This window comes from Pedobacter terrestris, from assembly GCF_052343045.1.
In the GTDB taxonomy this organism is placed as follows: domain Bacteria; phylum Bacteroidota; class Bacteroidia; order Sphingobacteriales; family Sphingobacteriaceae; genus Pedobacter.
Map to the genome: position 1 here is coordinate 1839170 of NZ_CP180264.1, position 26386 is coordinate 1865555.

Annotated in this window: 21 protein-coding genes and 1 pseudogene; 17 read left to right on the forward strand and 5 right to left on the reverse strand. The window is 39.0% G+C overall.

Features of this window, described 5'->3' with window-relative positions:
- Positions 1 to 5 precede the first annotated feature (5 nt).
- The 7 genes from ACJVDH_RS07905 (at position 6) to ACJVDH_RS07935 (ending at position 9014) form a co-directional block, all read left to right on the forward strand.
- Entirely contained in the window at positions 6 to 2669 is a 2664-nt protein-coding gene (locus ACJVDH_RS07905) for a hypothetical protein (protein ID WP_443947022.1), read from the forward strand.
- Position 2670: 1 nt separating this feature from the next.
- Positions 2671 to 4524 (forward strand): hypothetical protein, encoded by a 1854-nt coding sequence (locus ACJVDH_RS07910; RefSeq protein WP_443947023.1) that lies wholly within the window; start codon positions 2671 to 2673, stop codon positions 4522 to 4524.
- A 502-nt stretch (positions 4525 to 5026) separates the two neighbouring features.
- Entirely contained in the window at positions 5027 to 6775 is a 1749-nt protein-coding gene (locus ACJVDH_RS07915) for a glycoside hydrolase family 15 protein (protein WP_443947024.1), read from the forward strand.
- Positions 6776 to 6972: 197 nt separating this feature from the next.
- A complete protein-coding gene (locus ACJVDH_RS07920; protein WP_443947025.1) occupies positions 6973 to 7869 on the forward strand; it encodes an SDR family oxidoreductase in 897 nt (298 codons plus the stop codon).
- 297 nt (positions 7870 to 8166) lie between these two features.
- Complete coding sequence (locus ACJVDH_RS07925) at positions 8167 to 8367, forward strand: cysteine peptidase family C39 domain-containing protein (RefSeq protein WP_443947026.1); 201 nt, start codon at positions 8167 to 8169, stop codon at positions 8365 to 8367.
- Positions 8368 to 8567: 200 nt separating this feature from the next.
- Entirely contained in the window at positions 8568 to 8756 is a 189-nt protein-coding gene (locus ACJVDH_RS07930; protein WP_443947027.1) for a hypothetical protein, read from the forward strand.
- An 81-nt stretch (positions 8757 to 8837) separates the two neighbouring features.
- Positions 8838 to 9014, forward strand: coding sequence for a DUF6496 domain-containing protein (locus tag ACJVDH_RS07935; protein ID WP_443947028.1), 177 nt, complete (start codon positions 8838 to 8840; stop codon positions 9012 to 9014).
- A 239-nt stretch (positions 9015 to 9253) separates the two neighbouring features.
- On the opposite strand, the gene ACJVDH_RS07940 is transcribed toward ACJVDH_RS07935, so the two are convergent.
- The 3 genes from ACJVDH_RS07940 to ACJVDH_RS07950 form a co-directional block, all read right to left on the reverse strand.
- A complete protein-coding gene (locus tag ACJVDH_RS07940) occupies positions 9254 to 9814 on the reverse strand; it encodes an arylesterase (RefSeq protein WP_443947029.1) in 561 nt (186 codons plus the stop codon).
- Positions 9815 to 9816: 2 nt separating this feature from the next.
- Positions 9817 to 10782: an SDR family oxidoreductase gene (locus ACJVDH_RS07945; protein WP_443947030.1), complete on the reverse strand. Its 966-nt coding sequence runs from the start codon at positions 10780 to 10782 to the stop codon at positions 9817 to 9819.
- Positions 10783 to 11203: 421 nt separating this feature from the next.
- Complete coding sequence (locus ACJVDH_RS07950) at positions 11204 to 11566, reverse strand: response regulator (protein WP_443947031.1); 363 nt, start codon at positions 11564 to 11566, stop codon at positions 11204 to 11206.
- 637 nt (positions 11567 to 12203) lie between these two features.
- On the opposite strand from ACJVDH_RS07950, the gene dinB reads away from it, so the two are divergent.
- The 8 genes and pseudogenes from dinB (at position 12204) to ACJVDH_RS07990 (ending at position 20993) form a co-directional block, all read left to right on the forward strand.
- Entirely contained in the window at positions 12204 to 13394 is a 1191-nt protein-coding gene (dinB, locus tag ACJVDH_RS07955) for a DNA polymerase IV (protein ID WP_443947032.1), read from the forward strand.
- Between the two features lie 10 nt (positions 13395 to 13404).
- Positions 13405 to 16350, forward strand: a complete 2946-nt coding sequence (locus ACJVDH_RS07960; protein ID WP_443947033.1) for a DNA polymerase III subunit alpha — start codon at positions 13405 to 13407, stop codon at positions 16348 to 16350.
- A gap of 404 nt (positions 16351 to 16754) precedes the next feature.
- Positions 16755 to 17414, forward strand: coding sequence for an alpha-ketoglutarate-dependent dioxygenase AlkB (locus ACJVDH_RS07965; protein WP_443947034.1), 660 nt, complete (start codon positions 16755 to 16757; stop codon positions 17412 to 17414).
- Positions 17415 to 17448: 34 nt separating this feature from the next.
- Positions 17449 to 17679 carry a hypothetical protein gene (locus ACJVDH_RS07970; protein WP_443947035.1) on the forward strand — a complete coding sequence of 77 codons (231 nt, stop codon included), beginning with the start codon at positions 17449 to 17451 and terminating at the stop codon, positions 17677 to 17679.
- A 745-nt stretch (positions 17680 to 18424) separates the two neighbouring features.
- Positions 18425 to 19606: pseudogene (locus ACJVDH_RS07975) on the forward strand (alpha-L-fucosidase); the annotation flags it as partial.
- 132 nt (positions 19607 to 19738) lie between these two features.
- Complete coding sequence (locus ACJVDH_RS07980; RefSeq protein WP_443947610.1) at positions 19739 to 19981, forward strand: alpha-L-fucosidase C-terminal domain-containing protein; 243 nt, start codon at positions 19739 to 19741, stop codon at positions 19979 to 19981.
- 124 nt (positions 19982 to 20105) lie between these two features.
- Positions 20106 to 20354 (forward strand): hypothetical protein, encoded by a 249-nt coding sequence (locus ACJVDH_RS07985; RefSeq protein WP_443947036.1) that lies wholly within the window; start codon positions 20106 to 20108, stop codon positions 20352 to 20354.
- A gap of 189 nt (positions 20355 to 20543) precedes the next feature.
- Complete coding sequence (locus tag ACJVDH_RS07990; RefSeq protein WP_443947037.1) at positions 20544 to 20993, forward strand: helix-turn-helix domain-containing protein; 450 nt, start codon at positions 20544 to 20546, stop codon at positions 20991 to 20993.
- 356 nt (positions 20994 to 21349) lie between these two features.
- Here the strand turns inward: ACJVDH_RS07990 and ACJVDH_RS07995 are convergent, their stop codons facing one another.
- Positions 21350 to 22354: an SDR family oxidoreductase gene (locus ACJVDH_RS07995; protein WP_443947038.1), complete on the reverse strand. Its 1005-nt coding sequence runs from the start codon at positions 22352 to 22354 to the stop codon at positions 21350 to 21352.
- 579 nt (positions 22355 to 22933) lie between these two features.
- Positions 22934 to 23311 carry a hypothetical protein gene (locus ACJVDH_RS08000; protein WP_443947039.1) on the reverse strand — a complete coding sequence of 126 codons (378 nt, stop codon included), beginning with the start codon at positions 23309 to 23311 and terminating at the stop codon, positions 22934 to 22936.
- Positions 23312 to 23565: 254 nt separating this feature from the next.
- Here ACJVDH_RS08000 and ACJVDH_RS08005 point away from each other — a divergent pair, with 254 nt between their 5' ends.
- On the forward strand, positions 23566 to 24741 hold the full coding sequence (locus tag ACJVDH_RS08005) for a serine hydrolase domain-containing protein (protein WP_443947040.1): 1176 nt from the start codon (positions 23566 to 23568) through the stop codon (positions 24739 to 24741).
- A gap of 491 nt (positions 24742 to 25232) precedes the next feature.
- Positions 25233 to 26066 carry an alpha/beta fold hydrolase gene (locus tag ACJVDH_RS08010; RefSeq protein WP_443947041.1) on the forward strand — a complete coding sequence of 278 codons (834 nt, stop codon included), beginning with the start codon at positions 25233 to 25235 and terminating at the stop codon, positions 26064 to 26066.
- Positions 26067 to 26386 lie beyond the last annotated feature (320 nt).

Consider the following 26386-nt stretch of genomic DNA (forward strand, 5'->3'; position numbering starts at 1 on the left):
GCACGATGGACAATTCCTCAAAAAAAACACTCATTAGTTTACCAGATATCACTGTAAATTATCAAGCAGAACTGATGCAAAACTATGTTGCTGAGACCGCAATAGATGTGGGAAAAGGGCTTAAATCATTGAAATTTGGTACAGATGACTCTATAATATTCTACATTGATAAATCTGGAGTGCTTACGGCCATTATTTCCAGTTCTGGAACCGGATCTGGCTGGCAAATCGCCAAAATTTCTGACGCGAAATATGAGGTGTCAAGTTTTGACTTTTACTACGATGAAGAAAGCGGCCATTTTAGGCTATCTTTCGCTCAGGTAAATCAAGGTAAATCAGAACTGAAAGTATCGCAGCAAATAACAATTCATGCTACTTCAGACTTGAACAACCTTGCAAGTGCACTGAATTTTGAAGCCATTTTTCTTGACCATACCAACAGGCTAATTAATCAAATCAGCATGGATAGCAAGGGTGTTTTATTTAGCTCCATGGCTAAAGATACAGATGCACTATACCATCACTTCATCTATGGTAACAAACCTCAGATTTGCATCCTTCCAGAAAATACCGGACGAGTTAAACAACTTAAGGTTGGGGTGCTCTTCGGTTTTAATGGTGTATTTGTTTTATATGATATGCCCTTTGATAAACGGACATTGGTTTTTCAGTCCTTTTTACAAGATGGTGAGACGGAAATGATTCAAAGACGTTTCGATATTGATGATACCATAGAATGCTTTGACATGTTGCCCGATTCAGATGGAAACAGTGTGATCTACGTTGCGGGAAAAGGGGTTTTCAGATATGAAACCCACGAGTCAGATAAAGAGGAAATTGCGGCGAGCGAAATTCGCTATACACAATTAGATGTCTCGCAAGATATGCAGGAAATTAGCATCTGGGCGGTAGGAGAAAAGCATAGTAACAAAAGTTTATATTACATCACCAACCAATATCATCAGGCACAATATTCTGGGGGCAAAGACTTACACTCCAATTGGTCAACTCCAATTCAGATGCATGCTGATATTAGTGATTTTTCCAGTATTAGAGGAAAGAATTTTGCCAATCAATTATTTATTTTTGGAAAAACTACTGATGGCAACAAAGGATTAATTCATTTCTGGCAGGATAGAGTAAGCACTAATTGGCAGGAAAACCGCATCAGCTTGGATGATCTGAACAGTGTTATAGAAATTGAATCTTACACCGTCGATCTAGATTTTATTCCTGAATTGGGTACAGAGAAGACTTTTGATCAGATTTATATTTCAGCCGAAGAGAATACAATTTTGTACATCAATAATACAAAATATTTTCTTACCGTAGGAAATCGGGTAGCCATCGATTTTCAGTCGTCGGTAAACCTTATTTATCCTGTAAATAGTCTGGCTGCTCCCGCAGTTACTATTAGTGCATCTTTTCTACCCAATAGCATAGAAATTGATCCTTCAAAAGGTATACGTGCGATTTTGCAAGATACTATCAAATCCGGAGCTGATCTTTTAGCACTAAAACGACCCGATGGCTCGCCGCTTTTAAAGCAGGCATTTACGAAATCTGAAGTGGATGAAGTTGCAACTATATTGAAGCAGGTATTGGACGAAAGTGATCGTTTGAACACTAAAACTTCCACCCCAGCTCCACACCATCAAACTGGAATTCTCGCTGCAACTCTCGTGCCTCAAGGTGAATACAGCTTTTTTTCTGAACTTGGGTATGCTATGGGCGACCTTTGGTATAGCGTAAAACAAGGTTTTACCAAGATAACAAGCTTTATTGTAGAAAAAGTTGGTGCAGTGGTAACTTTTGTCATAGAAGTTGGCGGAAAAATAGTGAGATGGGTGGTGGATAAAATTAAATCTGCAGTATCATTTCTGGAACGAGTTTTTGAAAAATTAAAAGTGTTTTTCAAAGATTTATACGAAACGCTCGCGTTTGCTTTCGATTGGGACGATATTATTACAACCAAGCGTGCATTGAAACAAATTGGTTTAAATTATCTGGAAGAAGCCAAACTTAATATAGACTCATATAAGGAAATGGCAGTAAGTTATATTCTTGATTTGCGCGCTAAATATGAGAAACTTGGTAAAGCAATAGATCAAAAATATCTGAAAAGTGCTAACCTTTTGGACATGATGGCTGATAATGCTAAAAAAGAGTCTGTAGATTCCCGTACCAACTGGTTAAATAGCAAAAAAGATGTGGCCTTTGGTGCGGAGGCTAAATTGAAGCCAGGAGCGCTCGAAAGTGGAACTGAAAAAACAATCCTGACCGAGGCAAAAGAAAATGGTGTGCCGTCAGATATGGGTGATTTATTAATTCAATTACTTAAGGGGCAAATTGGTTTTGGGGAATTTATAGAAAAGTTTGCCAATAAACTCGTACTACTCGCTTTAGACGTGGCAAAGAAAATCACTGAACTGATATTTGATTTGCTTTTTAAGACAGTAGATTTTTTGGGTGAATTACTGTACACAGCTGTGAATATACCCATACTATCATACCTGTATAAAAAATTAGCTAAGGATGATTTAAGTGTTGCCGATTTAGTTGCGTTAGTCATTGCAATTCCAGTGACAGTGGGATACAAGCTTGCACATAATGAAGCCCCATTCAAAAAAGAAGACCAAAATTTTATAAATAGTTTTAAAATCGCTTAACATGGCCAATAGTGTAAAAATCTTTGAGTCTTCCTCCCTGGATAGAACTCAAGAAGTAATGAAATGGATAGAGTTCGGTGTTTCGATTTCTAAAACAATATTTTATCCAATCAAAAAAGCTTCACATTTCGTTGAGACACAAACCCAAATGAATACCATTACGAGTTTCAGTCCGGGTAAAGATATCAGTATACAAAACCTGGCCAAAAGCGTAACTACAAAAGTAGATAAAGTCATACCACGTAAAGATTTGATTGATACCATATCGGATATATTAAGTTATATCAGTTACGGATTCACAGCAAATAAAATTACAAATATATTGCTCGCAGATGAGGAAGCCGATTTGGATTTTATGTGTATTCATGTTAAAAGGCGTCATCTGGAAATAACCAAAAAAATAATTTTTGCCATGGTTATCTTCGCTGCTATTGGATATATGGTATCAAAATTATTCAAAAGTGGTGAGATTAAATATTACGATGATGAATATGAGGAGCCCGGCAAATGGGATAAATTCAAAACCTTTATAAAGGATTCTTTTAAAATAATTAAAACACTATTTATTGTATTATATGCGCTATACCTGGTATCAAAACTGATCAAGAATCAAATTAACGGAAAAAGGTGGACCATAAATGATTCCGAATTATTGATATCTTGTATAGGAATGTTTCTGGAAGTGCTGGAAATTCCTCAGCTTGAGCAGGCGATGATTAAGTCTGTTAAACCGTATTGGATCGGTGTAGGTGTAACAAGTTTGGTAAATCTGGCTAAAACTGTCATCTTGCCGTTTACTACGCCTCAACCAGTAAACATTGATAATGGACTATTTGATAAGCCAGAAATCAAATCAGATTCAAAGAAATTGTTTGTTTATTTCTGTGGAAGTGGTGAGTCCACTAAGCGCCAGCTGAAGCGATTTATGAATGATGTTAACGCGAAGCATCAGATTTATATTAACGGAGTCGGATCGCAAAGGACAATTTACAAAAATCTTTATGAGGAGGATTTAAAAGTTGCGGAATTACAAATAGGCAGCAATACCATGCAGTATCAGTTCTTTAACAAAAATCGGGACATCAAATGTATTGAAAAATTTTACACCGGGGGCGATAGGGGTTATAAAAACGATGATGCTGAAAAAGCCTCTCTTTATGTACTTAATGCTATAAATGAAACACTTAAAAATAATGCTATTGAAGAACTGATCCTATCTGGTCACGGCCGCGGGGCGGCGGTGGGACTGGTACATCTTTTACATCGAATGAAATCTGATAGCAGCTTGGTTGAAAGAATGAGCAATCTCAAGATTTCGGTGATTCCGATTGAAGCAGTAGCAGGACAATTCGGTAATGATTATGGTCAGATGGGCGAAAACTGGTATAGTGGCCTGTTATATGATCAACTGTTTGAAAAATTTGTTGGAAAAATTGCAATCTCTGAAATTTGGGCAAATTCCGGTGGCAATAACCGATTTGTAAAATATAATCCGGCAAAGAAATTCTTGAGCAATCCAGAAAAAAAGATCAAACTCACCAGGCTTTTACTGGGTTTTGAACATAATGCGTTGGTGGATAACAATGATGAATATCTGGAGGGATATGATCAGCGCAATGCACCTTACCACCAGGTCGTTAAATTTATTAATGAACATGCCCCAAATCTTCATGACGATGCTGCTGATTATGCCTCAACAATAAGAGATATTCAAGCAAATTACGATGAAATAAATTCGAAAATGAAAAAACAGGATCTTATTGAAAAAGGTTACACACTACGTGCAAATTTCAAAGATTATAAAGACAACGAACGTGATTTTTTCGAATTTGTTACCTCTTATAAATTTGCGTAGCGATTATGGCCATAAACAGATATTTTTGTTGAATATTTAAGTATACCCGTGCTTTAAGTCATAAAGTTTAATGTTTAAAAGCCAAGAAATTTCAGGGCTTCTCAAATTGAGATCGAGTTTGATCGGATATCCTGCAAGTCTGGCTGCCTGGATAGCCAGATGTGTGCCTTTATCGGGATATATTCTTCCAAACCAATAACGTAATTGCCATCTGGTTTATCATAGTATTGCTAATCCTGCATATCTACACCATTGCTTATGACCTCGCAGGAATTTAAAAAAGTGCTCCCAAGCTAAAGCATTGGGCTTTGATGATTGACTTGATAGACGCTATAAATTTTATGCAGAACTATTGGAACAAAGATGTAAAATTCCCTGTTCTATTATCTAATTTATAGCGTATGATAAAAACTAAAAATAGCTATCTCCCGGGAGATCTTTCGAAATATAAGCCAGCAGTGCTTCACGAAAATATTCTTTTTTTAACAGGGGGGATCCAGTGATGAGCAATAAGGAATTAATTAGCGATTTGGCGGTTATTAGTGATCGTCAAAGTTGTGCTTTAATAAATCGTGAAGGAACAATTTCTTGGTATTGTCCTGGACGATTTGATGCAGCTGCTATTTTTTCTTCGTTAATCGATACTCAAAAAGGCGGATTCTGGAAGGTACAGGCGGATGATAAGCGCTTTCTTGGAAGGCAATTTGAAGGTCGGAGTAGTGTGCTTAAGACGTATTTTTCTGTCGAAGGAGGTGGATTCACTATTACCGATTTTATGGCCATGGAAAAAGATGTCAGAGGGATTTGTCGGATGTTTAGTCCTGCTCCGTCACGCATTGAAAATATTATCAGGTTACGAGCAGATTATGGTCTTGAAGAAGAAAGATGCATCCAACTTTCACCAAAAGTGATCAGGTTTGAAAAATGCGGTCTGTATTTATGGAGCTCTCATGCATGCGAAATCGTAGAAGGCTGCATCAAATTAGTCATTGAGGAGGGAGAAAGTGCTTACGCGTATCTGGGCACAGCCGATCATCTAGGCGACAATCAAGTGCAGGCAATGTTACAGAAAACCATAGAAAAGTGGCAGAAATTGGAAACTCTTGTCGATTATCATGGTCCATACGAAAATCAGGTGCGGTATTCTCTTAGGGCATTACAACAAATGGTATATGAACCAACTGGTGGAATTGTAGCGGCCGCGACCACATCTTTACCTGAAGTAATTGGCGGAAAACGAAATTATGACTACAGATTTGTTTGGATGCGGGATGCAGCTTTAATCACCTCTTCACTCACGCAGATTATCACCAATGGAGAGTTAGAAAAAAAATTCCTCGCTTTTATATCAGGTGCTATGGAAAAAAATCATGAAGATCATATATCATGCTTCTATTCCATTGATCAGAACTCGGTTTCGAGTCAGACAAGGGAACTTCCACTTGAAGGATATTTGCAAAGCCAGCCTGTTCAGATCGGTAATTCTGCCGCCAACCAATTTCAACTCGATGCGGAAGGTAATGTTTTAATTGCCTGCAGCATAATATATCAAAAATCAGGGCAGGTGATGTATTGGGAAACAGTTGAAAAAATAGCAGATTATATTTGTAAAAACTGGGAAAGGAAAGATAATGGCATTTGGGAAGAGGAGCAATTACAACATTATACTTCTAGCAAAGCATTTGCTGCGAGAGGGTTGGAATTGATTGCTCCGTATCAAAAGAATGAGGAAATTAAAAAGAGGTGGCTAAAAAATGCATCGTTAATCAGGAAATTCATAAAAGAAAAATGCATAACAAGTACAGGTGCATTCGCTGTACATGCCGGTTCTGATAAAGTAGACGTGACTGCTGCATTGTTTGTACCATTTGGAATCTATGAGGATAAAGATCCTGCGATACTAGCTACAATATTCCAGTTGGAGCGCGATTACAATGATGACAACTTGTACAGACGAAACTTACTTGAATTTGATTCCAAAAAAGAAGGGGTTTTTTTAGCTGCCAGTTGTTGGATGGCTCATTATTATGCTATTGCAGGAAAACTTCAAAAGTCTAAAATTATCTTGGAAAAGGTGCTTAGTTACAGTACAGACTTGGGATATTTCGCAGAAGAGGTTGATATAAATAGCGGCTGTATACTTGGAAATTTTCCTCAAACATTTGTCCATTCATCTTTTATTTGCGCAGTAAATGGCTATAAAAAAGCTCTTCTTGGAGATTGTAGTGTAGTTAAGCCCATAAAACATTAAAGTTGCTTGTTGAATTTTATCTCGCTCTTATCTACAGATTTCTTATTCCTTTAACCTAAGGTGCTAAATGACTTTTTCCAGGTATAGCATTCCTCGTTAAAAAAGTGAAAATAACAGGAACAAAGAATGAATGAGTCATGTTAAAGAAAGAGTAGTCATCGTAATCGTGACACTTTTGATTAAAAATTTAGTTAACTATGAAAAGAGAAGAAAAAGAATTAATAAATCCCTTAAATAATTACCCAGCCCCTCCATTTCAGAGACAGCCGCAACAGCCTCCAGGCTTAGCCTCGTTAATGAGCCCAAAGCCTGATCACGGAGAACAGAGCTATGTTGGTAGTGGGAGACTGCAAGGGCGTAAAGCATTAATAACTGGTGGAGATTCTGGTATTGGGAGAGCAGCAGCTATTGCGTATGCAAGAGAAGGAGCAGATGTGGTCATCAATTATCTGCCTGAAGAACAAAAAGATGCCGATGAAGTTATATCTATAATCCAGAAGGAAGGGAGAAAAGCTATTGCCATCCCCGGCGACATTACCTCACCTGATTTTTGCAAGGATTTAGTAGAAACTGCAGCTGCCGAATTAGGAGGGATAGATATTTTGGTGAATAATGCCGGAAGACAACAGGCAGTTGAGTCGCTAGATGAATTAACCCATGAAGATTTTGATGCAACCATAAAAACAAATGTATATGCACCATTTTGGATCACAAAAGCTGCAATGCCTTATCTCAAACCAGGGTCAGTAATTATTTCTACCAGCTCAGTGCAAGCTTACGATCCTTCTGAGAACCTCTTTGACTACGCACAAACCAAAGCAGCCAATGTTGCTTTCGTAAAATCGTTATCAAAACAGCTTGGTCCAAAGGGAATTCGGGTTAATGGTGTCGCGCCAGGCCCAGTGTGGACGCCATTACAGACAAGTGGTGGTCAACCTCAAGACATGATCGAAAAGTTCGGTGCTATGACGCCACTGAAACGTCCAGGACAGCCAGCTGAGCTGGCCTCCATTTATGTTCAACTTGCAGATGAAAATGCAAGCTATGCTACCGGACAAATTTATGGTGCTGCCGGAGGTTCGGGTCATCCATAAAAGAAGTGTCAATTTCGAGGCTGTATCGGATTATTAATCCGGATACAGCCTTTACTACTTTTTCTCCCAAATATTTGATGATGAATTTTTTTCTCTCAATTTGATTAAATGCTATAGCAGTGCTCTCCAGAAATCTAACAGGTGATGAACTTAGCGGTTTACTGAAGCAGTTATTTGCCCAAAAATAATTGGGTAGTTGCTCATTTATTTATTCAACAGGCACGAATAAAATCAAGGCTTCCATTTTTTAACTTATATGTATTGAAACAATTAACTTTTTATAAATAACCTGATCAAATGGATTGCGGACCAACCTCGCGCATAGTTGCCAGATATTATGGAAAAAACTTCAGCTTACAGAAGTTTAGGGATATATCAGGTCTAAACCGCGAAGGGGTATCAATGTTGGGTAGAAGTGAAGCTGCTGAGAAAGTCGGTTTTAGAATGGAACGAGCAAAAATCACGATTAAAAGAAAAGCGCAACAGGATTGGCACTAGATTTCTCCACTCAAAAATTTTGGTACAACCAGCTAATTGAGGCAAAGGAACGGTTGAAATGATAAAGTTCGCGCCATGAGCGCGAAGATGGGCCTTGAACATATAACTTAAGCCAATAGAAAATTAATATCTTCGATTGCCTTTAATCATAACTGAATTTAATAGTCAAAACAATTTAAAAAAATAGCAGTTTTAAGGATATGGGTAATAAAAAAGAAATTCCGATTCCATCACTTTTAAAGGCAGATGACATTTATTATGATATGATTGAAGAACTTGAGAATGGAGACTTTAAGGTGAGAGGCCTGGAAGATCAATTGGAAAAAACAATTCCGTCTGGGGAACTCTATAGAAGTTTACAAAATAAAAAATGGGAATTGATCCCTTAAAATTATTCTGGAAATCGTGAATTGGTTATGCTTGTGCAACGTCTTCATAACAAATGATAACTAACTAGTAGTATAATAACTATGGCAAAATATTCAAAAAAAGCAGGCGAAAAAGTTGAAGAAGCTTTGCATGAGAAGAAGAAGGGAGAGTTAAAAACCGGAACTGGCAAAAAAGTAACTTCAAAAAAGCAAGCCATAGCCATTGGTTTATCTGAAGCTAAAAAAGAAGGTGCTAAAGTGCCAGAAAAGAAAAAATGACGACATCCTTATTTTCATATAAAGTCAAAATGTGTGGAAAATTTGGGGTGTTTTCGTATTGCTTTACATCGTTATTCAAAAACACGCAGCTTTATTAGTCAGATAAATGGTTACATTTTTAGATACTGATCGATACGTTTAGAATATCAATATGGAGGATAACTGAAAGTTACTTCCCTAACGTGCCGTGAAAAATTTATCTACTTCGATGATTTTGCTTATAGTTGCTCTTTTCATCTTTAGAACGATAGAAGATTTTTCAATACCGGCCAGATGTTATTGGCTGCAATCTCGTAGCCAGATGCCAATGGATGAACACCATCAAACATATTCAATTCTCTTCTTCCCGACACACCTTTCAAAAACGAAGGAAGAAGGGTAATATCATTGTGTTCAGCCAGTTTTTTATAAATCGTATTGTAGTTTTCTGAATTAGAATAGACCGCCCAGGGCGGGAGCTCGATGCCCAAAAGTAAAATTTTGGCATCTGACTGTTGCATTTTCACCTGATCAATAATATATTGAAGATTACCAGAAATCGTCTCTGCAGAAGTGCCACGTAAAAAGTCATTTGCCCCAAGCTCCAGCACAAACAGGTCAATGGGGTGCGCAAGTACACTGCCAAGACGCTTAATAGCAGAAGTAGTGGTGTCGCCACTTACTCCAGCATTGTAAACTTGATAGTTGGCTCCCAGATGTTTTATTTTCTCTGCAATAAGCCCTGGAATAGACTGCCTCAATGGATCCGACAGACCGTAACCTGCTGTAAGGCTGTTCCCAAAAAACACAATTCGTTTCACCTCTATTTTTTGATAGTTTTAAACAGTATCGATGCGGTGATCAATAACATCCCTGCAGCAATGTATTTGCGGTGAACTTTGGGCTTTCCCGGTACTCCCCAACCTCCATGTACAGCATTTCCGTAAGGTACAGGATTGAAAATATTTCCACTGGAAGGATTCATCGGGTTTGCCTGCTTCAAATAGGCCTTAATGATGCCTCCGGCAATTCCGCGGGTAATTCCTGGAAAAAGGGCGCTGGCATATCGCATCATTACCGAGAAGCTACCCACCATCTTTTCTGAGCTTGGCCTTCTAGACAGTTCGACGATCTCTAAAGCAAGCCGCAGTGGGTCGTACACAATGGGTCCAGGTTTTAATGCCTTCCCTGTATAATTTGCTGCATGTTGCATTCCAGGCGTATCTAAAAACCCGGGAAAGGCATCGCAAACGTGAATATCCGGAAAACTGACCAGCTCTGCTTTTAATGCAGCTGAAAACCCTCTTAAACCAAATTTACTGGCAGAATAACCTACGCCAAACGGAACTGGCAGAAACCCGCCAATTGAAATATTATTTATGAGTATGCCATGTCCTTGCTGTTTAAAAAAGGGAAGAGCAGCATGCGCACCGTGCATGTATCCCAAAAGATTGGTTCTCAGCAATTGCTCGGTAACTTCCATTGGGGTTTTGTCAAATTCACCAATAGCTAAAATCCCTGCATTATTAATCCATACATCAATTCCCGAGCCGAATTCCGAGGCTTCACTGGCAAGATTCAATACCTCCCGGTAATTGGATACATCTGTTACAATGCATTTCACCTCTACCTGCATCTCCCGACATTCTTCACCTATCTCATTCAAGGCTCTTTCATTCCTGGAAGCTAATACCAAATGATCTCCATTTTGGGCAAAGGCTAACGCAATTGCCCGTCCAGCTCCGCTTGAAGCGCCCGTAATTACAACTGTTCTTTTTGATTTATCCATAAATAGTCAACCAAAAAATAACTTTATAGTTTAAAATTATCACTGAAAATGTAAACCATTCATCTACTCTGTTATTGTAATTCCCATTTTTTCTTGGATGTAGAAGGAATTATGGGATAGGAAAGCTTTTTACCTCCCTTAGAATTCAAAGAAAAAATTCTGATCCTTTCATGATCGAAATGGGTCAACTGGGCTTTACAGAATATCCGTATATCGACGAGGGTTTTTGAGCTGTTTGGCGAACTGCGCAATCCTCGCGGATTCTTCAAAACTTAATTTTATTTGTTTGCTTTCGTTTTAAAGTTTTAGGCCCTTTCACTCAAATGAAAAAAGGGGGACGTACTAAGGCAAAAGCCACAATGTGATGATAGTGGCCAATAAATAAATTTCACAAAAGGTTTCCAAGTTTAAAATAAAGACTTTACGAGAAAGTTCTCTGCGACATTAGCTTATTGGCCAAATTTTGAAGGTCGGATATCTCAAAAGGTTTTTCCAAATATGCATCAAATCCATCGTCATTAGATAACTTTCTCACAGAGGCAGTAGTTAGCACGACCTTGGTTTTACTTGTATATGGATTGCTTTTAACCCATTTCGCAACCTCAATTCCATTGACCACCCCCAAAAGAATATCAATAATGATCAATTCAGGAGAATTTTCCAGTATGCGCGACATCCAATTTTCGAGATCATCTACCGCAATAACTTCATGTTGTTCTGATAATACAATGCTCATAACGGTTCTGATATCTATATCATCCTCTAAAATCATGATTTTTGCCATGGTATAAATCTAATAAATCTTACACCGTTGTACAAGCAAAAGTAAGATTCTGTATCTTTGAAATAAAAAATCAGTTGAATTGCCAGCAATATTTTATTTAATTGTTGTATTTAAAACTAGCATTCCTCTGCTATTGACGATTTTTAGCGATGCGTCAACATTTTTTACGCTTTAGGTAGTGCAATTCTTAAGGTTACCTAGCAATTACGATGATTACGCAATTGATACGATTTGAGATTGATTTAGCCTCAGAGGTTATGATAGTTGGTAAAAATTATTCCTACACTACAAAGATAAAACCTATTCCTTGAAATAAAAATGTAGCCTTCTCGAACCTTAAAGTTATCACTATACATCCGGTATTAGCAAATTGCCTTTGTCAATTCGAAAATTTATTAGAAGCCCAAAATACTCAACAAAAGACGGCGTTTAGACAAACGAAATTTATAGATACGCACTAAAATCCTATCCTGCATCATAGCATTTGAGGTGTAGTCACTGCTGTAGTTTTCCAACCGTAGATGGCGCAAATATTTTATCTTTTAAAAATCCTACGCCAAGCCTCTAAAGCCGATCACATCATTTTCATTTATCGTAGGAAGACAATAAACATAAAAGGAGTCAGAATTTATTTTAAATGCTAAAAATATTAGTATTTTTGTTGCTTATCATGCAAGACGATAAGCACATCATTCATATGGATCAGGATGCATTTTTTGTTTCGGTGGAGGTTAGAAAAAACCCGGAGCTGAAAGGAAAACCTGTGATCATTGGCGGAACTTCCGAACGTGGAGTTGTGGCTTCCTGTAGCTATGAAGCCCGGAAGTTTGGTGTGCATTCCGCGATGCCTGCACGAATGGCAAAACAGCTTTGTCCGCATGCTATTTTTCTGCGTGGGAATATGGATGAGTATTCTAAAGCTTCTCATGAAATCACCGATATTTTAAAAGAACGGGTTCCGCTTATCGAAAAAGCCAGTATCGATGAACATTATATTGATATGACAGGTATGGATCGCTTTTATGGTTGCATGAAATACGCCCATGAACTTCGCGCCATGGTAATCCGGGAAACGGGCTTGCCCATTTCTTTTGGCCTTTCCGTAAACAAAACAGTGTCCAAAATGGCCACCAATGAATGTAAACCAAATGGGGAACTCAATATTGAGCAACCGGGTGTACTGCCATTTTTAAACCCACTGTCTATCCGTAAAATTCCCGGTCTTGGCGAAAAAACTTTTATTAAACTCAGTGACATGGGCATTAAAAAAATTCATACGCTGGCTCAGGTTTCACCAGATCATATGAACGCGTTATTGGGAAAAAATGGTTTGTCCCTGCTGGAAAAATCAAAAGGGATTGACCATTCACCGGTTGTTCCGTATTCACAGGCCAAAAGTATCGGAACGCAGTCTACCTTCAAGTCGGACTCCATCGATCTGACTATGATCGGAAATTTACTTACGGCAATGGTCACCGATATTGCTTTTCAGCTGCGGGAGCAGAAAAAGCTATGCGCATGCATTACCCTAACCATCCGGTATTCTGATTTTGAAGATGTAACCAAACAGGCCGCCATTGGCTATACCGCACTTGATACCGTTTTGATTGCGAAGACCAAAGAACTCTTCCGGCAGCTTTTTCAGAAGCGTAAACTGATCCGGTTGGTTGGCGTTCGCCTGTCTAACCTGGTCACCGGATTTGAACAAATCGATTTGTACAGTCAAAGTGAAGAGCAGTATGCACTGGTACAGGCGCTGGATAAAATCAGACACCGCTTTGGCAGTCAATCTATTTCTATTGCCTCTACCATGAACATCGATCTTTAGTTATACGGCTATGTATCTCAATGTTCATTCCCAATATTCCCTTCGCTATGGTACGCTTTCCATTCCGGAACTTATCGCCGAGGCGGGTGCGCGCGGGGTGACTCAAATGGCTTTGACCGATATTAATAATTCTACTGGAGTAATGGAATTTATCCGGGAGTGCCGTAATGCCGGAATGAAGCCTATCGGTGGAATGGAATTTCGCAAAAATGGCAAATTACTTTTTGTCTGTCTTGCTAAAAACAAGGAAGGCATGCGCGAGATCAATGAATTGCTGAGTTTTCATAATTTATCAAAGAGCGAGTTGCCCGATAGTGCACCGGATTTGCCAAACGCTTTTATCATTTATCCCTTTGGATATCATCTGCCTCTTAAAGAAAACGAATATTTTGGCGTACGCTTTGATCAACTTAACCGCCTTTTTAATGTCGATCTCACCGAAATTAAATCTAAGCTGATCGCTTTTCAGCCAGTATTTTTCTCTGAACGCATTTCTTATCGCCTGCATGAATATTTGCGCGGTATAGATCTCAATACATTAATCACCATGGTTTCGGCGGATGACAAATGCGCATCCACTGATTGTTTTCTCATCCCCGAAGAATTGGAATTGAAGTTTTCAAGGTTCGCTTTTATGCTGGACAATACCCGCGCGCTTATGGACAAATGTTCCATGGACGAATATGATGGAAATCGTGTGAACCTAAACCGTAAAACCTTTACCGGAAACATAAAAGACGATCAGGAATTGCTGGAGAAGCTGGCCATTGGTGGGCTAGAATATAGATATGGAAGAGCCAACAAAAAGGCATTAAAGAAAGTAAGGGATGAATTGAAGGTGATTTTCGAACTGAATTTCTGTGCCTACTTTCTCATCACCTGGGATATTATCCGTTACGCCTCTTCCCGTGGTTATTATCATGTTGGAAGAGGTTCTGGCGCAAACAGTACGGTCGCATATTGCCTGCGCATTACAGATGTTGACCCCATAGAACTTGATTTGTATTTTGAACGTTTTCTAAATGCCCAGCGTACTTCTCCACCGGATTTTGATTTGGATTTCAGTTGGGATGAGAGAGAAGATGTGCAGGACTACATATTTAAACGTTATGGCTCGTCGCACACTGCTTTGCTTGGTACAATAACTACTTTTAAAGACCGATCGGTCATCCGCGAAATTGGTAAAGTTATGGGACTTCCCAAAGCAGAGATCGATGGCTTTACCGATCCAAGTCGGGCTTCATTTAACCGGGATAACGCCACCTTTAAAAAAATTACAGCGATATATACCCTGATGCAGAATATGCCCAACCAGCGGAGTATCCACGCTGGAGGAGTTCTGATTTCTGAAGAACCGCTTACCTATTATACAGCCCTTGATTTGCCGCCTAAAGGCATGCCCACTGTGCAATGGGATATGTACGAGGCGGAGAAGATTGGTTTTGATAAATACGACATACTTTCGCAAAGGGGGATTGGGCACATCAAGGAAGCCGTAAAACTGGTGGAAGAAAACCTTGGCCATAAAGTCGACATCCATCAGACGAAAAAGTTTATGACGGACCCAGTGCTGAATCAAAAGCTTAAAGCCGGCAATACCATCGGATGTTTTTATATTGAATCTCCGGCAATGCGCCAGCTACTCACCAAGCTGCAGTGTGAAAGTTACCTGGTGCTGGTTGCGGCTTCCTCTATTATACGTCCGGGAGTGGCCAGTTCGGGCATGATGCCGGCATACATTCGTTACCATCATGATCCTTCTAAAGTGGTTTACCTGCATCCGGTAATGGAAGAAATGCTTGGCGAAACCTATGGCGTAATGGTATATCAGGAAGATGTGATTAAGATATGCATCCATTTTGCAGGGATGGATGGATCTGATGCGGATATCCTCAGGCGCGGTATGAGTGGGAAGTACCGCTCCAAAAAGGAGTTTGAGCGTTTGGTGGAACGTTTTTTTGACGAGGCCAGAAAGTTGGGCAGGCCCGAAGAAACCATCGCCGAAGTTTGGAGGCAGGTATCAAGCTTCGCTGGCTACAGTTTTTCTAAAGCTCATTCTGCAAGTTTTGCTGTAGAAAGCTATCAAAGCCTTTTTCTGAAAGCATATTTTCCTCGTGAGTTTATGGTTGCTGTGCTCAATAATTATGGCGGGTTTTATTCCAGATGGTTATATGTTCACGAATTGAAAAGGGCAGGAGCAATTGTTCATTTGCCTTGTATTAACCATTCGTTTTCATCTGTTTCCATTTCCGGAAAAGATGCATATTTGGGGCTGATCGGGATCCAAGGACTTGAACAGAAATACATTGAGTTGCTTCCGCAGGAGCGAAATTGCAATGGTCCTTATTCATCGGCGGAAGACTTAATTAAAAGAACAGCAATTGGACTTGAGCAATTGGTGATCCTGGTACGTGTAGGCGCATTGCGTTTTACTGGAAAAAGCAAAAAAACGCTACTTTGGGAGATTCATCTTTTACTCGGTCAGAAAACCCGGCGCAATCATTCTGCAGAGCTTTTTTCCGTTGAACGAAAAAACTATGCCCTTCCGGAGCTGACTGGAACTGTATTGGAGGATGCCTATCATGAGCTGGAGCTGCTCGGATTCCCATTGACCCTGTCGATGTTTGACCTGCTGAAAACAAATTTCAGGGGAGATATTCGGGCAGAAACACTAACCGAACATACCGGTAAAACGGTGAAGCTCGTTGGCCAATATGTTTGCGAGAAAACTGTATATACCAAAAACAATAAAAAAATGTGGTTTGGGACTTTTATAGATGCTGACGGCAATTTCTTTGATACCGTTCATTTTCCCAATTCTACAGCCACTTATCCCTTCCGTGGTCATGGTTGCTATTTGATTTTAGGCACTGTTTTGCTCGACTTCGGCTCTCCAAGCATAGAGGTTAAACAGTTTGCTAAACTTCCTATCGCAGAAAATCCGGTGATGGGGTGATCACTGAAAGTTTTGCGATTTGTCGATGCTATTGTTTTTACGTTTCGCTATTAGTTGGTGTCAATTTTAAAATAAACAATTAGTAATGAATGATTTATGTATATATAAATCACTTAAACTGCCGATTTTACCTGGAACAAATTAATAGTTGGCTTAGCCGATTCACGACTAAACAAATGGAGACCTTTACCGTTGCCCGGGAATTGCTTTTGACTGCTTTGAGCGACCCACGCGATTTCTTAATAAAACCTCCGGCGATTAATATGACAACGAGTTAAAAGCTCCAATTGACAACATCATATAATTATTCACCAATACAGTACACGTAAATGCACTATAGTCTGATTTACATCTTTATTTCTCATTATTTTCAAACTACTAGAATATTCTCGTGTTCTATACACATGGAAACAGCCGTACCCGGATTATTTTTATATCCTGACTTCATCACCGATGCGCAAGAAACAAAATTATTAACCGAGATCGACAACCAAATCTGGATGGTTGATTATTCCAGGCGCCTACAATACTATGGATTCCGAAATGAACTGGAAGAACCTTACCAGCTTATTAAAATACCATTGGAAATCCCCAAAGAAATCGAGGCCCTTTCAAAAAAAATAGTTGAGAAAAAGTTGCTTGAAGTTCAGCCTGACCAAGTGATCATCAATGAATATAACCCAGGTGAGGGCATCCGGCCGCACAAAGACCGTAATTATTATGAAAACCAGATCTGCGGGGTAAATCTTGGAAGTACCTGTATTATGCGGTTCATAAGAGGGAAGAAACTGGAAATCATTGATATAGAAATTCCAAGACGTTCGCTATACATTATGCAGGACGATGCACGGAAAAAATGGGATCACGGCATCGCGCCGAGAAAAAAAGACAACATTAACGGCAATATTCAGCACCGCGAACGAAGAGTATCCATCACCTACCGTAAAGTTAAGCACAGCAAAGTATTTCAGATGAATTCCAATGGGCGGGTAGCATCTATCTTGAAGGAGAAATTTCATCTGGATACAGTGAACCTAACTACATCAGAAACCTCTAGAATATAGTACGCACTTAAGTATAAATCATAACCCTAACATCATGCAAGAATTAGCTTATATCCATACCACTAAAGATAATACTAAGGAAACCTATACCATAGTTGAATACGCTAGTCACAATCAGTTTGACTTTATGAAAAATGGCGACCTGGTGCATCGTGCCGAAAAACAAAATGGCGTATGGATTCAGACCGATGAAAAAAATGTTGATCCGGAAGTTGTTTCAGCCTTAGGCAAATTTATGGAGGATCACCATGAAAGCAAGCAATAACTAAAACGTAAGAATACTGTAATATTAAACATTAAGAGGTTTTGGAATTCCCTAAATCGACTTATGATCAATAACCTTGTTGAAAATCAGAGGTTTTACGTAAAACTATTAACGAAAAAGATTTTAATTTCTTGTAATCTTTAAAGGCGTATGACATTTGTTATGAATTGATTAATGCGTCCAATAGTGTAAATTTTAAGGTAAAAGGTTTAGTAGATCAGTTGGAAAAACCAATTCCTTACCAAGTAAAATTAACGATCGATCATAACTTTAACTTGTTTAAGTTTGAGACATTGAGCGCTTAAGATGAAGTCGCATTATTAACTACATATGAAAAGTTAAGCGACGAATTTCCAAAAGACCCTCTACTAAAAAATATAATATATTGGAAGGTGTCACACAGCTTCTCCATGGATAATTTCTGCATCAAATGGTTTTCGTTTTAAACAAACGTCCTCCAGGTGTATGAACATATCAAATATCCATTACGTAAATCGTACTGCAGTTTGTTGCTGAATTTGATTATTAAAAATAAAGAAAAGTCGGATTTGTATAAAAAAAGGTCGCCAGATTATAAATATTCGTAAACTGACTTTTATAGATTTGTTATAGATCAAGTAATGCTAACCAATATATTATGAATAGAAGAGCCGTTCTTCGGAGTCTAGCTATCGGACTACCAACCCTTTTTTTCTCAGACAGACTTTCTGCATTTTCGTTAAATAATCGGCGTGCCGCACTTTTCGTGGAAAGCATCATAAAAGGACCGTTCTTGCCAACCTGGGAATCTCTATCCAATTATCAAACTCCTGACTGGTTTAGAGATGCCAAATTTGGGATGTGGGCACATTGGGGACCACAATGTCAACCAGAAGCAGGCGATTGGTATGCACGCGAAATGTATATGGAAGGTCACTGGAAATAAAAGTTTCACATTGAAAAGTATGGACATCCTTCAAAGTTCGGCTTTAAAGATGTTATCAATGAGTGGAAGGCAGAGAAATGGGATCCCGAATCATTGGTTGCCTTGTATAAGAGTGCAGGAGCCAAATATTTTATGGCATTGGCAAATCACCATGACAACCTGGATCTTTACGATAGTAAGTATCAAAAAAACTGGAATTCCACCAAGCAGGGCCCCAAAAAGGATATTATAAAAGGGTGGGCTGAAGCTGCGAAAAAGCACAATCTGCCATTTGCCGTAAGTGTACATGCAGCGCATACCTGGAGCTGGATGGAAACAGCACAGCGATCGGATAAAAAAGGAAAGTTGGCTGGTGTGCCTTATGATGGTAAACTAACCAAAAAAGATGGAAAAGGTAAATGGTGGGAGGGCTTAGACCCTCAGGAATTATATCAACAGGATCATCTTCAAAGTAAAAATAGTGAAGACAATGGAATGATTCATAGTCAATGGAATTGGGGCAATGGGGTTACCCCACCAACACAAGCTTATATCGATAAATTTTTTAACCGGACAATTGATTTAATAAATACATACAATCCGGACATGATTTATTTTGATGATTCTCAGCTTCCACTTTGGCCGATTGCAGATGTTGGTTTACGTATCGCTGCGCATATGTATAATAAGAGTATTAAAGATTATGGTAAATTAACGGCTGTCATTACCGGTAAAATATTGGATGAAAATCAGCGTAAGGCAATGGTTTGGGATATCGAGAGAGGACAGAGTAATGTTATCGAAAGCCTTCCTTGGCAAACGGATACGTGCATAGGCGATTGGCATTACGACCGCGGGATTTATGAACGCAACGAATATAAAACGCCTAAAATGATAATTCATACTTTAGTAGATGTAGTTAGTAAAAATGGAAACCTTATGCTGAACATACCAATACGCGGCGATGGGTCTATTGATGAACTGGAACGAAAGATTGTTGAAGATATTGGTGTTTGGATTAATGCAAATGGCGATAGCATATTTGGAACGCGCCCGTGGAAAATTTTTGGCGAAGGACCTGCGCAGAACCAAGCAGCGGCATTAAATGCCCAAGGTTTTAACGAAGGTAAGGGAAGGCCTTTTAGCCCTGCAGATATTAGGTTCTGTACCAAAGGAGAGATTCTTTTTGCCACCATAATGGGTTGGCCTGAAGATGGTTCAGTGACGATTACCAGTCTAGCTACAGACAGTGAATATTATCCGAATAAAATTACGAACGTTCAACTTGTGGCAACTGGTCAGCAGTTAAAATTTGAAAGAACATCGAAAGGCCTGAAAGTTTTTCTTCCTACTCAGTCAAATTCAGTATCGTACGCTAACCCGCTGCGAATCACTTAGGTATGTGGATGTTAAAGCTTTGAGGTGCTTTTCCTGTTTCTTAGTTTAGGTATGTACAAGATCTAAAGACTTTGCCAATTAAATCCAGGGATTTTTTCTTATATCTGCAGGAAATTTTATTTAAATGAATAAAAAGCTTGTTAAACATTCTTTTCAATTACTCAACGTAGATTATGTTAAATTAACGAACAAATGGAATTTTAGAAATGTTATCAGTCCCTATTATCGTTTGTATTATATTGATGAAGGGGAGGGAACTGTATCTGGACCAAATGGTTTGGTATTCCTCGAATCGGGCTATTTGTATTTAATTCCGAGTTTCACGCTCTGCAACTTATATTGTAACTTCTATTTAAGTCAGTACTTTGTATAGTTTTTTGAGGAATCTGCCGATGGGATTTCGCTATTTTCCAATTGTAGGGAAACCTTAAAGGTTAAAGCCGACGAAAACGACATTTCAAATATCAGGCGGCTAATTACCATCAATCCCGGAAGAGGAATCAACCGTTCTAACGATCCAATGGTGTATGAGAAGGATGTGTATTATAAAGAATATACAGAGATGAACAATCTGCAAAGTATAGCTACGCAATATGAAAATCAAGGTCTTTTACTTCAGTTAATTTCTAAGTTTTTAAAACCAGAAATTTTCCATAAAAATAGCCTAGTGGTGGTGCCCTCAGTAGTCATGGATGCCATTGGTTTCATTCAAATTAATTTAAAAGAACCTTTAAAAGTAAGCCAACTTGCAGAACGCGCAAATCTAAACAAAGATTATTTCGCCAGACTTTTCAACCGCTACACCGGGCAAAGCCCTGTAAACTATATTGTGCAGAAAAGAATCGAACGAGCCCAATATCTTATTGCTACCACTAAAAAGCAGCAGGACGAAATAGCGGAGTTAACCGGTTTTGATAATGTGCACTACCTTTCTAAAGTATTTAAGAAGATAACAGGTCTTACTCCTGGAGCTTACAAAATGCAAAATGCCATTTTAAATATCATTCACTAGCATTCCAAAAGGGAGTAAAATTGAGAAGAAATGTACAAATTCACCTTTTTCAATTTCCATGACATTATGATAAATAAATCTCACCCACCTTCATTTGAATCTTAAATCAGATCAACTCCCGCGACCCGGTTTATCGCTAATACTATTCCTTCCATGGCAGTGTCTATTTGCGGGGGATGCACAATAAAAGTGTGGATTTAAAAATTCTTAAATCAATAAAACAGTGCGCAAACGTTTGGTAAAAGTGACGTATTCCAATTACAATAAAAAACCAAGGTATAAATTGCATATGACCCTGGTTTAAATTGTTGTACTCTAATTGCCAAAACAGCCTAAAATGTTGATTAACATATTATCTATGGCTGACCTTCGCCACCTGTAGCACCAAAGATTTGCCCGGTTGAGAAGCTGGCATCATTTGCCGCAAGCTGAACGTAAATGGAAGCAAGTTCTGCAGGTTGTCCAGGTCGTCCAAGTGCGGTATCCTTCCCGAAGGCTGCTAGCTTTTCCGGTGTAGCGCCTCCACCCATTTGAAGTGGAGTCCATACAGGGCCCGGAGCTACTCCATTTACTCTGATCCCTTTCGGTCCAAGTTGCCGGGCAAGTGATTTAACAAAATTTGATGTTGCCGCTTTGGTTTGTGCATAATCATATAGTTCTGCCGAAGGATCAGTTGCCTGAACTGAAGTCGTAGCGATAATTGACGATCCTGGTTTTAGATATGGAAGGGCTGCTTTAATAATCCAAAATGGGGCATAAATATTGGTTTTAATTGTCCAGTCGAATTGCGCTGAACTAATATCCAGGATCGATTCATGCGTTTGTTGCCTGGCTGCATTACTTACCAGTAGATCTAATCCGCCAAGATCTTGAACTGCACGGTTAACCAAATCAACGCAAAAATTTTCATCGCGAAGATCTCCCGGAATGGCTACAGCTTTACGGCCGGCCTTTCTGATCAGCTCGACCACTTCCTGCGCATCAGGCTCTTCCCTGGGTAAATAGTTGATCGCTACATCTGCGCCTTCACGGGCGTAAGCTATAGCTGCTGCCCGGCCCATTCCCGAATCGCCGCCAGTAATCAGTGCCTTTCTGCCTTTGAGTCTTCCTGATCCAATGTATGATTTTTCACCATGGTCCGGTCTTGGATCCATCTCACTGGTGAGCGATGGCCATGGAGTGTTTTTATGCTTGAATGGGGGCTGAGGGTATTTTTTGGTAGGATCTACTAAATCTGCACCATTGAAGTTAAAATCTAATGTTTCTGCTGCGTTTAGGTTTAACGGAGCTCCGGCAACCGCCGCCACAGCCAAACTCAATCCGCTAATTGCTTTTCTTCGGGTTATTTTTTGATCACTCATCGTTCATGTTTTAAGTATTCTTTTGCCATTCCGAGCAGGACGCTTATAAGCAACATCATTTATAATAAAAAAGTTCCCGTGTTTTTTGAACTATATCTTTCCGTCCAATAATTCCTTGATCAAAAGCTCCAATTGCGGAAAATAAAGACCCAACATGGCACCAGCTCCGACAATCAGGTTTCTTGCATCATCAATTAATGTTGTGGTATTGGTGTTGGCAACTTCGTTTCGGCCATGTTCTTCAGCCAGTACCCTTTTAGCCTCCCGACAAACAACAAATGTATATTCGGCTCATCGGCGAAGCGGGGGATCTTGCAGAAGCTAAGGTAGGTCTTCATCTTCGGAATTTACATTTACTAAAACTGCAGAAAACCATATTTTGGATATTCTTAATAAGGGGATGCGATCTTCCTTGGGGGAATGAAATGGCGCGTCCCCGGTATCTTCAAAGGACCAAATGGAATATGGGAGCTAGGAATCAACCCATACAAAAGTTGTCTATCATTTTAATTTTACAGCATAGCAATATGAAATTCAAAATTGAATATACTGATATCTTTTGGTCAATAATGTTCAGTCCTACTTAAACTTATCTTTTGATTTCAATTGATAATATTCAATCACTTTTTGAGAAAATGCCTCACCACGTTCTCTAAGTGCTTTGGTTTCATGCTCAAATTTTTCCAGTTTATCAGCAAGTGCCTTATGATACGCTTTGATGCCAGATTGCGGATCCCGTATGGTAATGTTTTCCAGTAAGTTTCTAATATTAAAATTGGTATCTTCCTGATTTGCATAACGCTCATGAAACTCTTCAGGGGTATACCATGTATTGTTTAATTTATTGTATAGCCAGCAATTTGCCCGTTTGGCTTCTGCAACTATGGCCATATTGGTAAAAGAACCTAATTTACGGTCATGGTGACTCAGTTGGGATGCGTTAGGTACAATTTTCATACTGCAAAAATTACTAAAAATATTAGTAATTTAAAATTGAGTTATGAACATACAGTTCGGAGTCAATCCGATAAGCAAATAAATCGAGTCAAAGTATCAACAAATTACCACAGTAAAACTAATCCTTGCTCTATATATCAGCTCTGTCATAAACGAAATAAATGATGCTGTATATATCCAGAGATGCATAAAGTATCAACTTGGTTCCTTACTTTTATTTTATCTATAAATAAACTACAACCCTCAAAATTACCATGGAAAAGAACTTTATCAAAACTGCTGTCGGCTTTTTCCTGCCATTCATTACAATCTCAACTACATTCGTCAACGCTCAGGAAACTCTTAATCAAAGAATCCAAAAGGTAGAAAACAGTCTGAAGTCCAATACTGATTCGACCGGAAAAAAGCTTAATCTTCAAAGTAGAATGAAGTTTTATAATGTAAATGGGATAAGTATAGCCGTTATACACAATTATAAGGTCGATTTTGTGAAAGCTTATGGATGGGCAGATAAAGACAACAAGACCAAACTTAGCACACAAACACTTTTTCAGGCCGCCTCTATCAGCAAATCCTTCAACGCAGTGGCTATAATAAAACTGTATTCTGATAAAGGCCTCAATCTTTTCGCCGATATCAATCAGTACTTAAAAAGCTGGAAGTTCCCATACGATTCATTATCTCAAAATAAGAAAATCAATACTGCAAACTTGCTCAGCCATACTGCTGGCCTCGGCGTTCACGGCTTTGGTGGTTATGAGATGGGAGATGGGCTCCCAACAGTTATCCAAATCCTGAATGGCCAGTCCCCTGCAAATTCAGATCCAGTGCGTTCAGAATTCGCGCCCGGTATGAAACAACAATATTCTGGTGGCGGTACCACTATTTCCCAGTTGCTTCTAACAGATATCAGTGGAAGCTCCTATCAAAATTACCTCAAAACAAATGTTCTGGTGCCGCTTGGTATGATTAGCAGCACTTTTGAACAGCCTCCAATAGGCACAACAATAAAGAAGGTCAGCACCGGTTATGATTCAAAAGGAGTAGCGATAAAAGGAAAATACCATGTTTATCCCGAACAGGCTGCTGCTGGACTCTGGACCAATCCAACTGATCTTGCCAAATATATTATCGATACCCAGCTTGCGCTTGAAGGTCGCTCTAAAAAAGTGCTGAACCAGAAAAACACCAGACTCAGACTTACCCCGTATCAAAACGATAAGGGCTCAGCCCTCGGTATCTTCATTGAAGACCATAACGGTGAAAAATATTTCGGTCATGGCGGATCGAACCGCGGCTTCCAGTCTGCCTATTACGGCAGTATGAGTGGTGGCAATGGTCTGGTTATTATGGTGAATTCGGATAATGGAGAAATCATCCCTGAGATCATTAATAGTATTACCAGTGTTTACAAATTTAAGGGTTGGTAATTGGACCTGACACAATAATATACTTAGAATTATAAGGCTATTAAGCTTTGTTTTAGATATGAAATATTTAATGTTGTCACTGATTAATTCCTTCTGAGCCAAATTAAGGGTTTTTGGATTTTTAAATCATCTTTGGATAAATTAAAGTTCATCGAGCCCGTCTCACATAAATTTAAAGTAAAGCGTTGCTTATCTATATTTACTGAATTGGCAGAAAAGGGTCAAATTAATTGGTTTTTGCGTAAACCAATTAATTACATTATGTATACCTTATTGAACAATATTTACTTACATATGTAGTTTATCCGATAATTATGTTCGATGTATATCCGCCGTTTAGTTCGATTATATACGTTACTAGTCTTGCTAACTATAATGCTAATCCTGATAATACCCTACAACTATGAGGTTTTGTTTTTTTCCTCCCATTTTTAAAAACCGCGAAACCTTCTCTAATCGCCTGCTGTTGAATAAGGTAAAAAATAATACTTATGAAATTTATAAAATCAATAGCTGCAGACGGCACCGAAGTAAGCATTCATTATCAAGACCTTGGTAAGGGGAAACCAGTAGTACTTATACATGGTTGGCCGCTGGACCATCAAATGTGGGATTATCAGTCAAGTGCACTTACAGATGCAGGATTCCGGGTAATCAGCTATGATAGGAGAGGTTTCGGTAAATCCGATAAACCCCTTGATGGGTATGACTATGATACACTTTCAGATGATCTTGCCGCATTAATAAATGAATTAGCCTTAGAAGATGCTGCTATTGTCGGCTTTTCCATGGGCGGGGGAGAAGTAGTTAAATATTTTAGCAGGCATGGTGGAAAAGGCGTATCTAAGGCTGTGCTTATAAGCTCTATCGCACCCTACATGTTACAAACCGAAGACAACCCCGATGGAGTGCCCCAAGAAAAAATAGATGAAATTACAGCAGGGTTGATCGACGACCGGCCCGGTTTCTTAACAACTTTTATCAAACAATTCTATGGAGTAGGACTGCTTAACAAACCCGTCAGCTCTGCACGTCTCTCTAACGATCTGACTGTAGCTATGCAAGCTACCTTGAAATCCACTTTATCCTGTGCAAAGAGTTTTTCTTCAACCGATTTGCGCTCAGATATCCGTGCAGTAAATGTACCTACACTCATCATTCATGGCGATGAAGATGCGACTGTTCCTATTAAAGCGACTGGGGAACAGGCTGCACAATTCCTTCCCGATGCGGAATTTATTATTTATCAGGGAGAACCCCACGGACTATTTGTTACTGCTAAAGACCAATTGAGTGCAGATTTGATCACATTCCTTTCGAAATAAATATATTAACATAAGCAAGACCATATGACCAAACCTTCGAAGTTTTAAAAAAGGTTTGCGATGACAAAATGTTATAAGGAATTTGAAAAGGTGACAATAACGCACTTGAAGAGGTCCGTTAACAATATTAAATTAGATTGCTCATTGAACTCATTTGCAGTCATATCGTTTTTTCTTTTAGGTAGATTTCTTAAGTAAAAAAATACCAGCGCTGGATTGTACCATAATTTTTTTTACGAAACACCATATTAAAAAGGTTTCAAACATGCATGTTGAATTCCCTAAAACCAATTCAAAACTATGAATGTTATAGCTTAAAC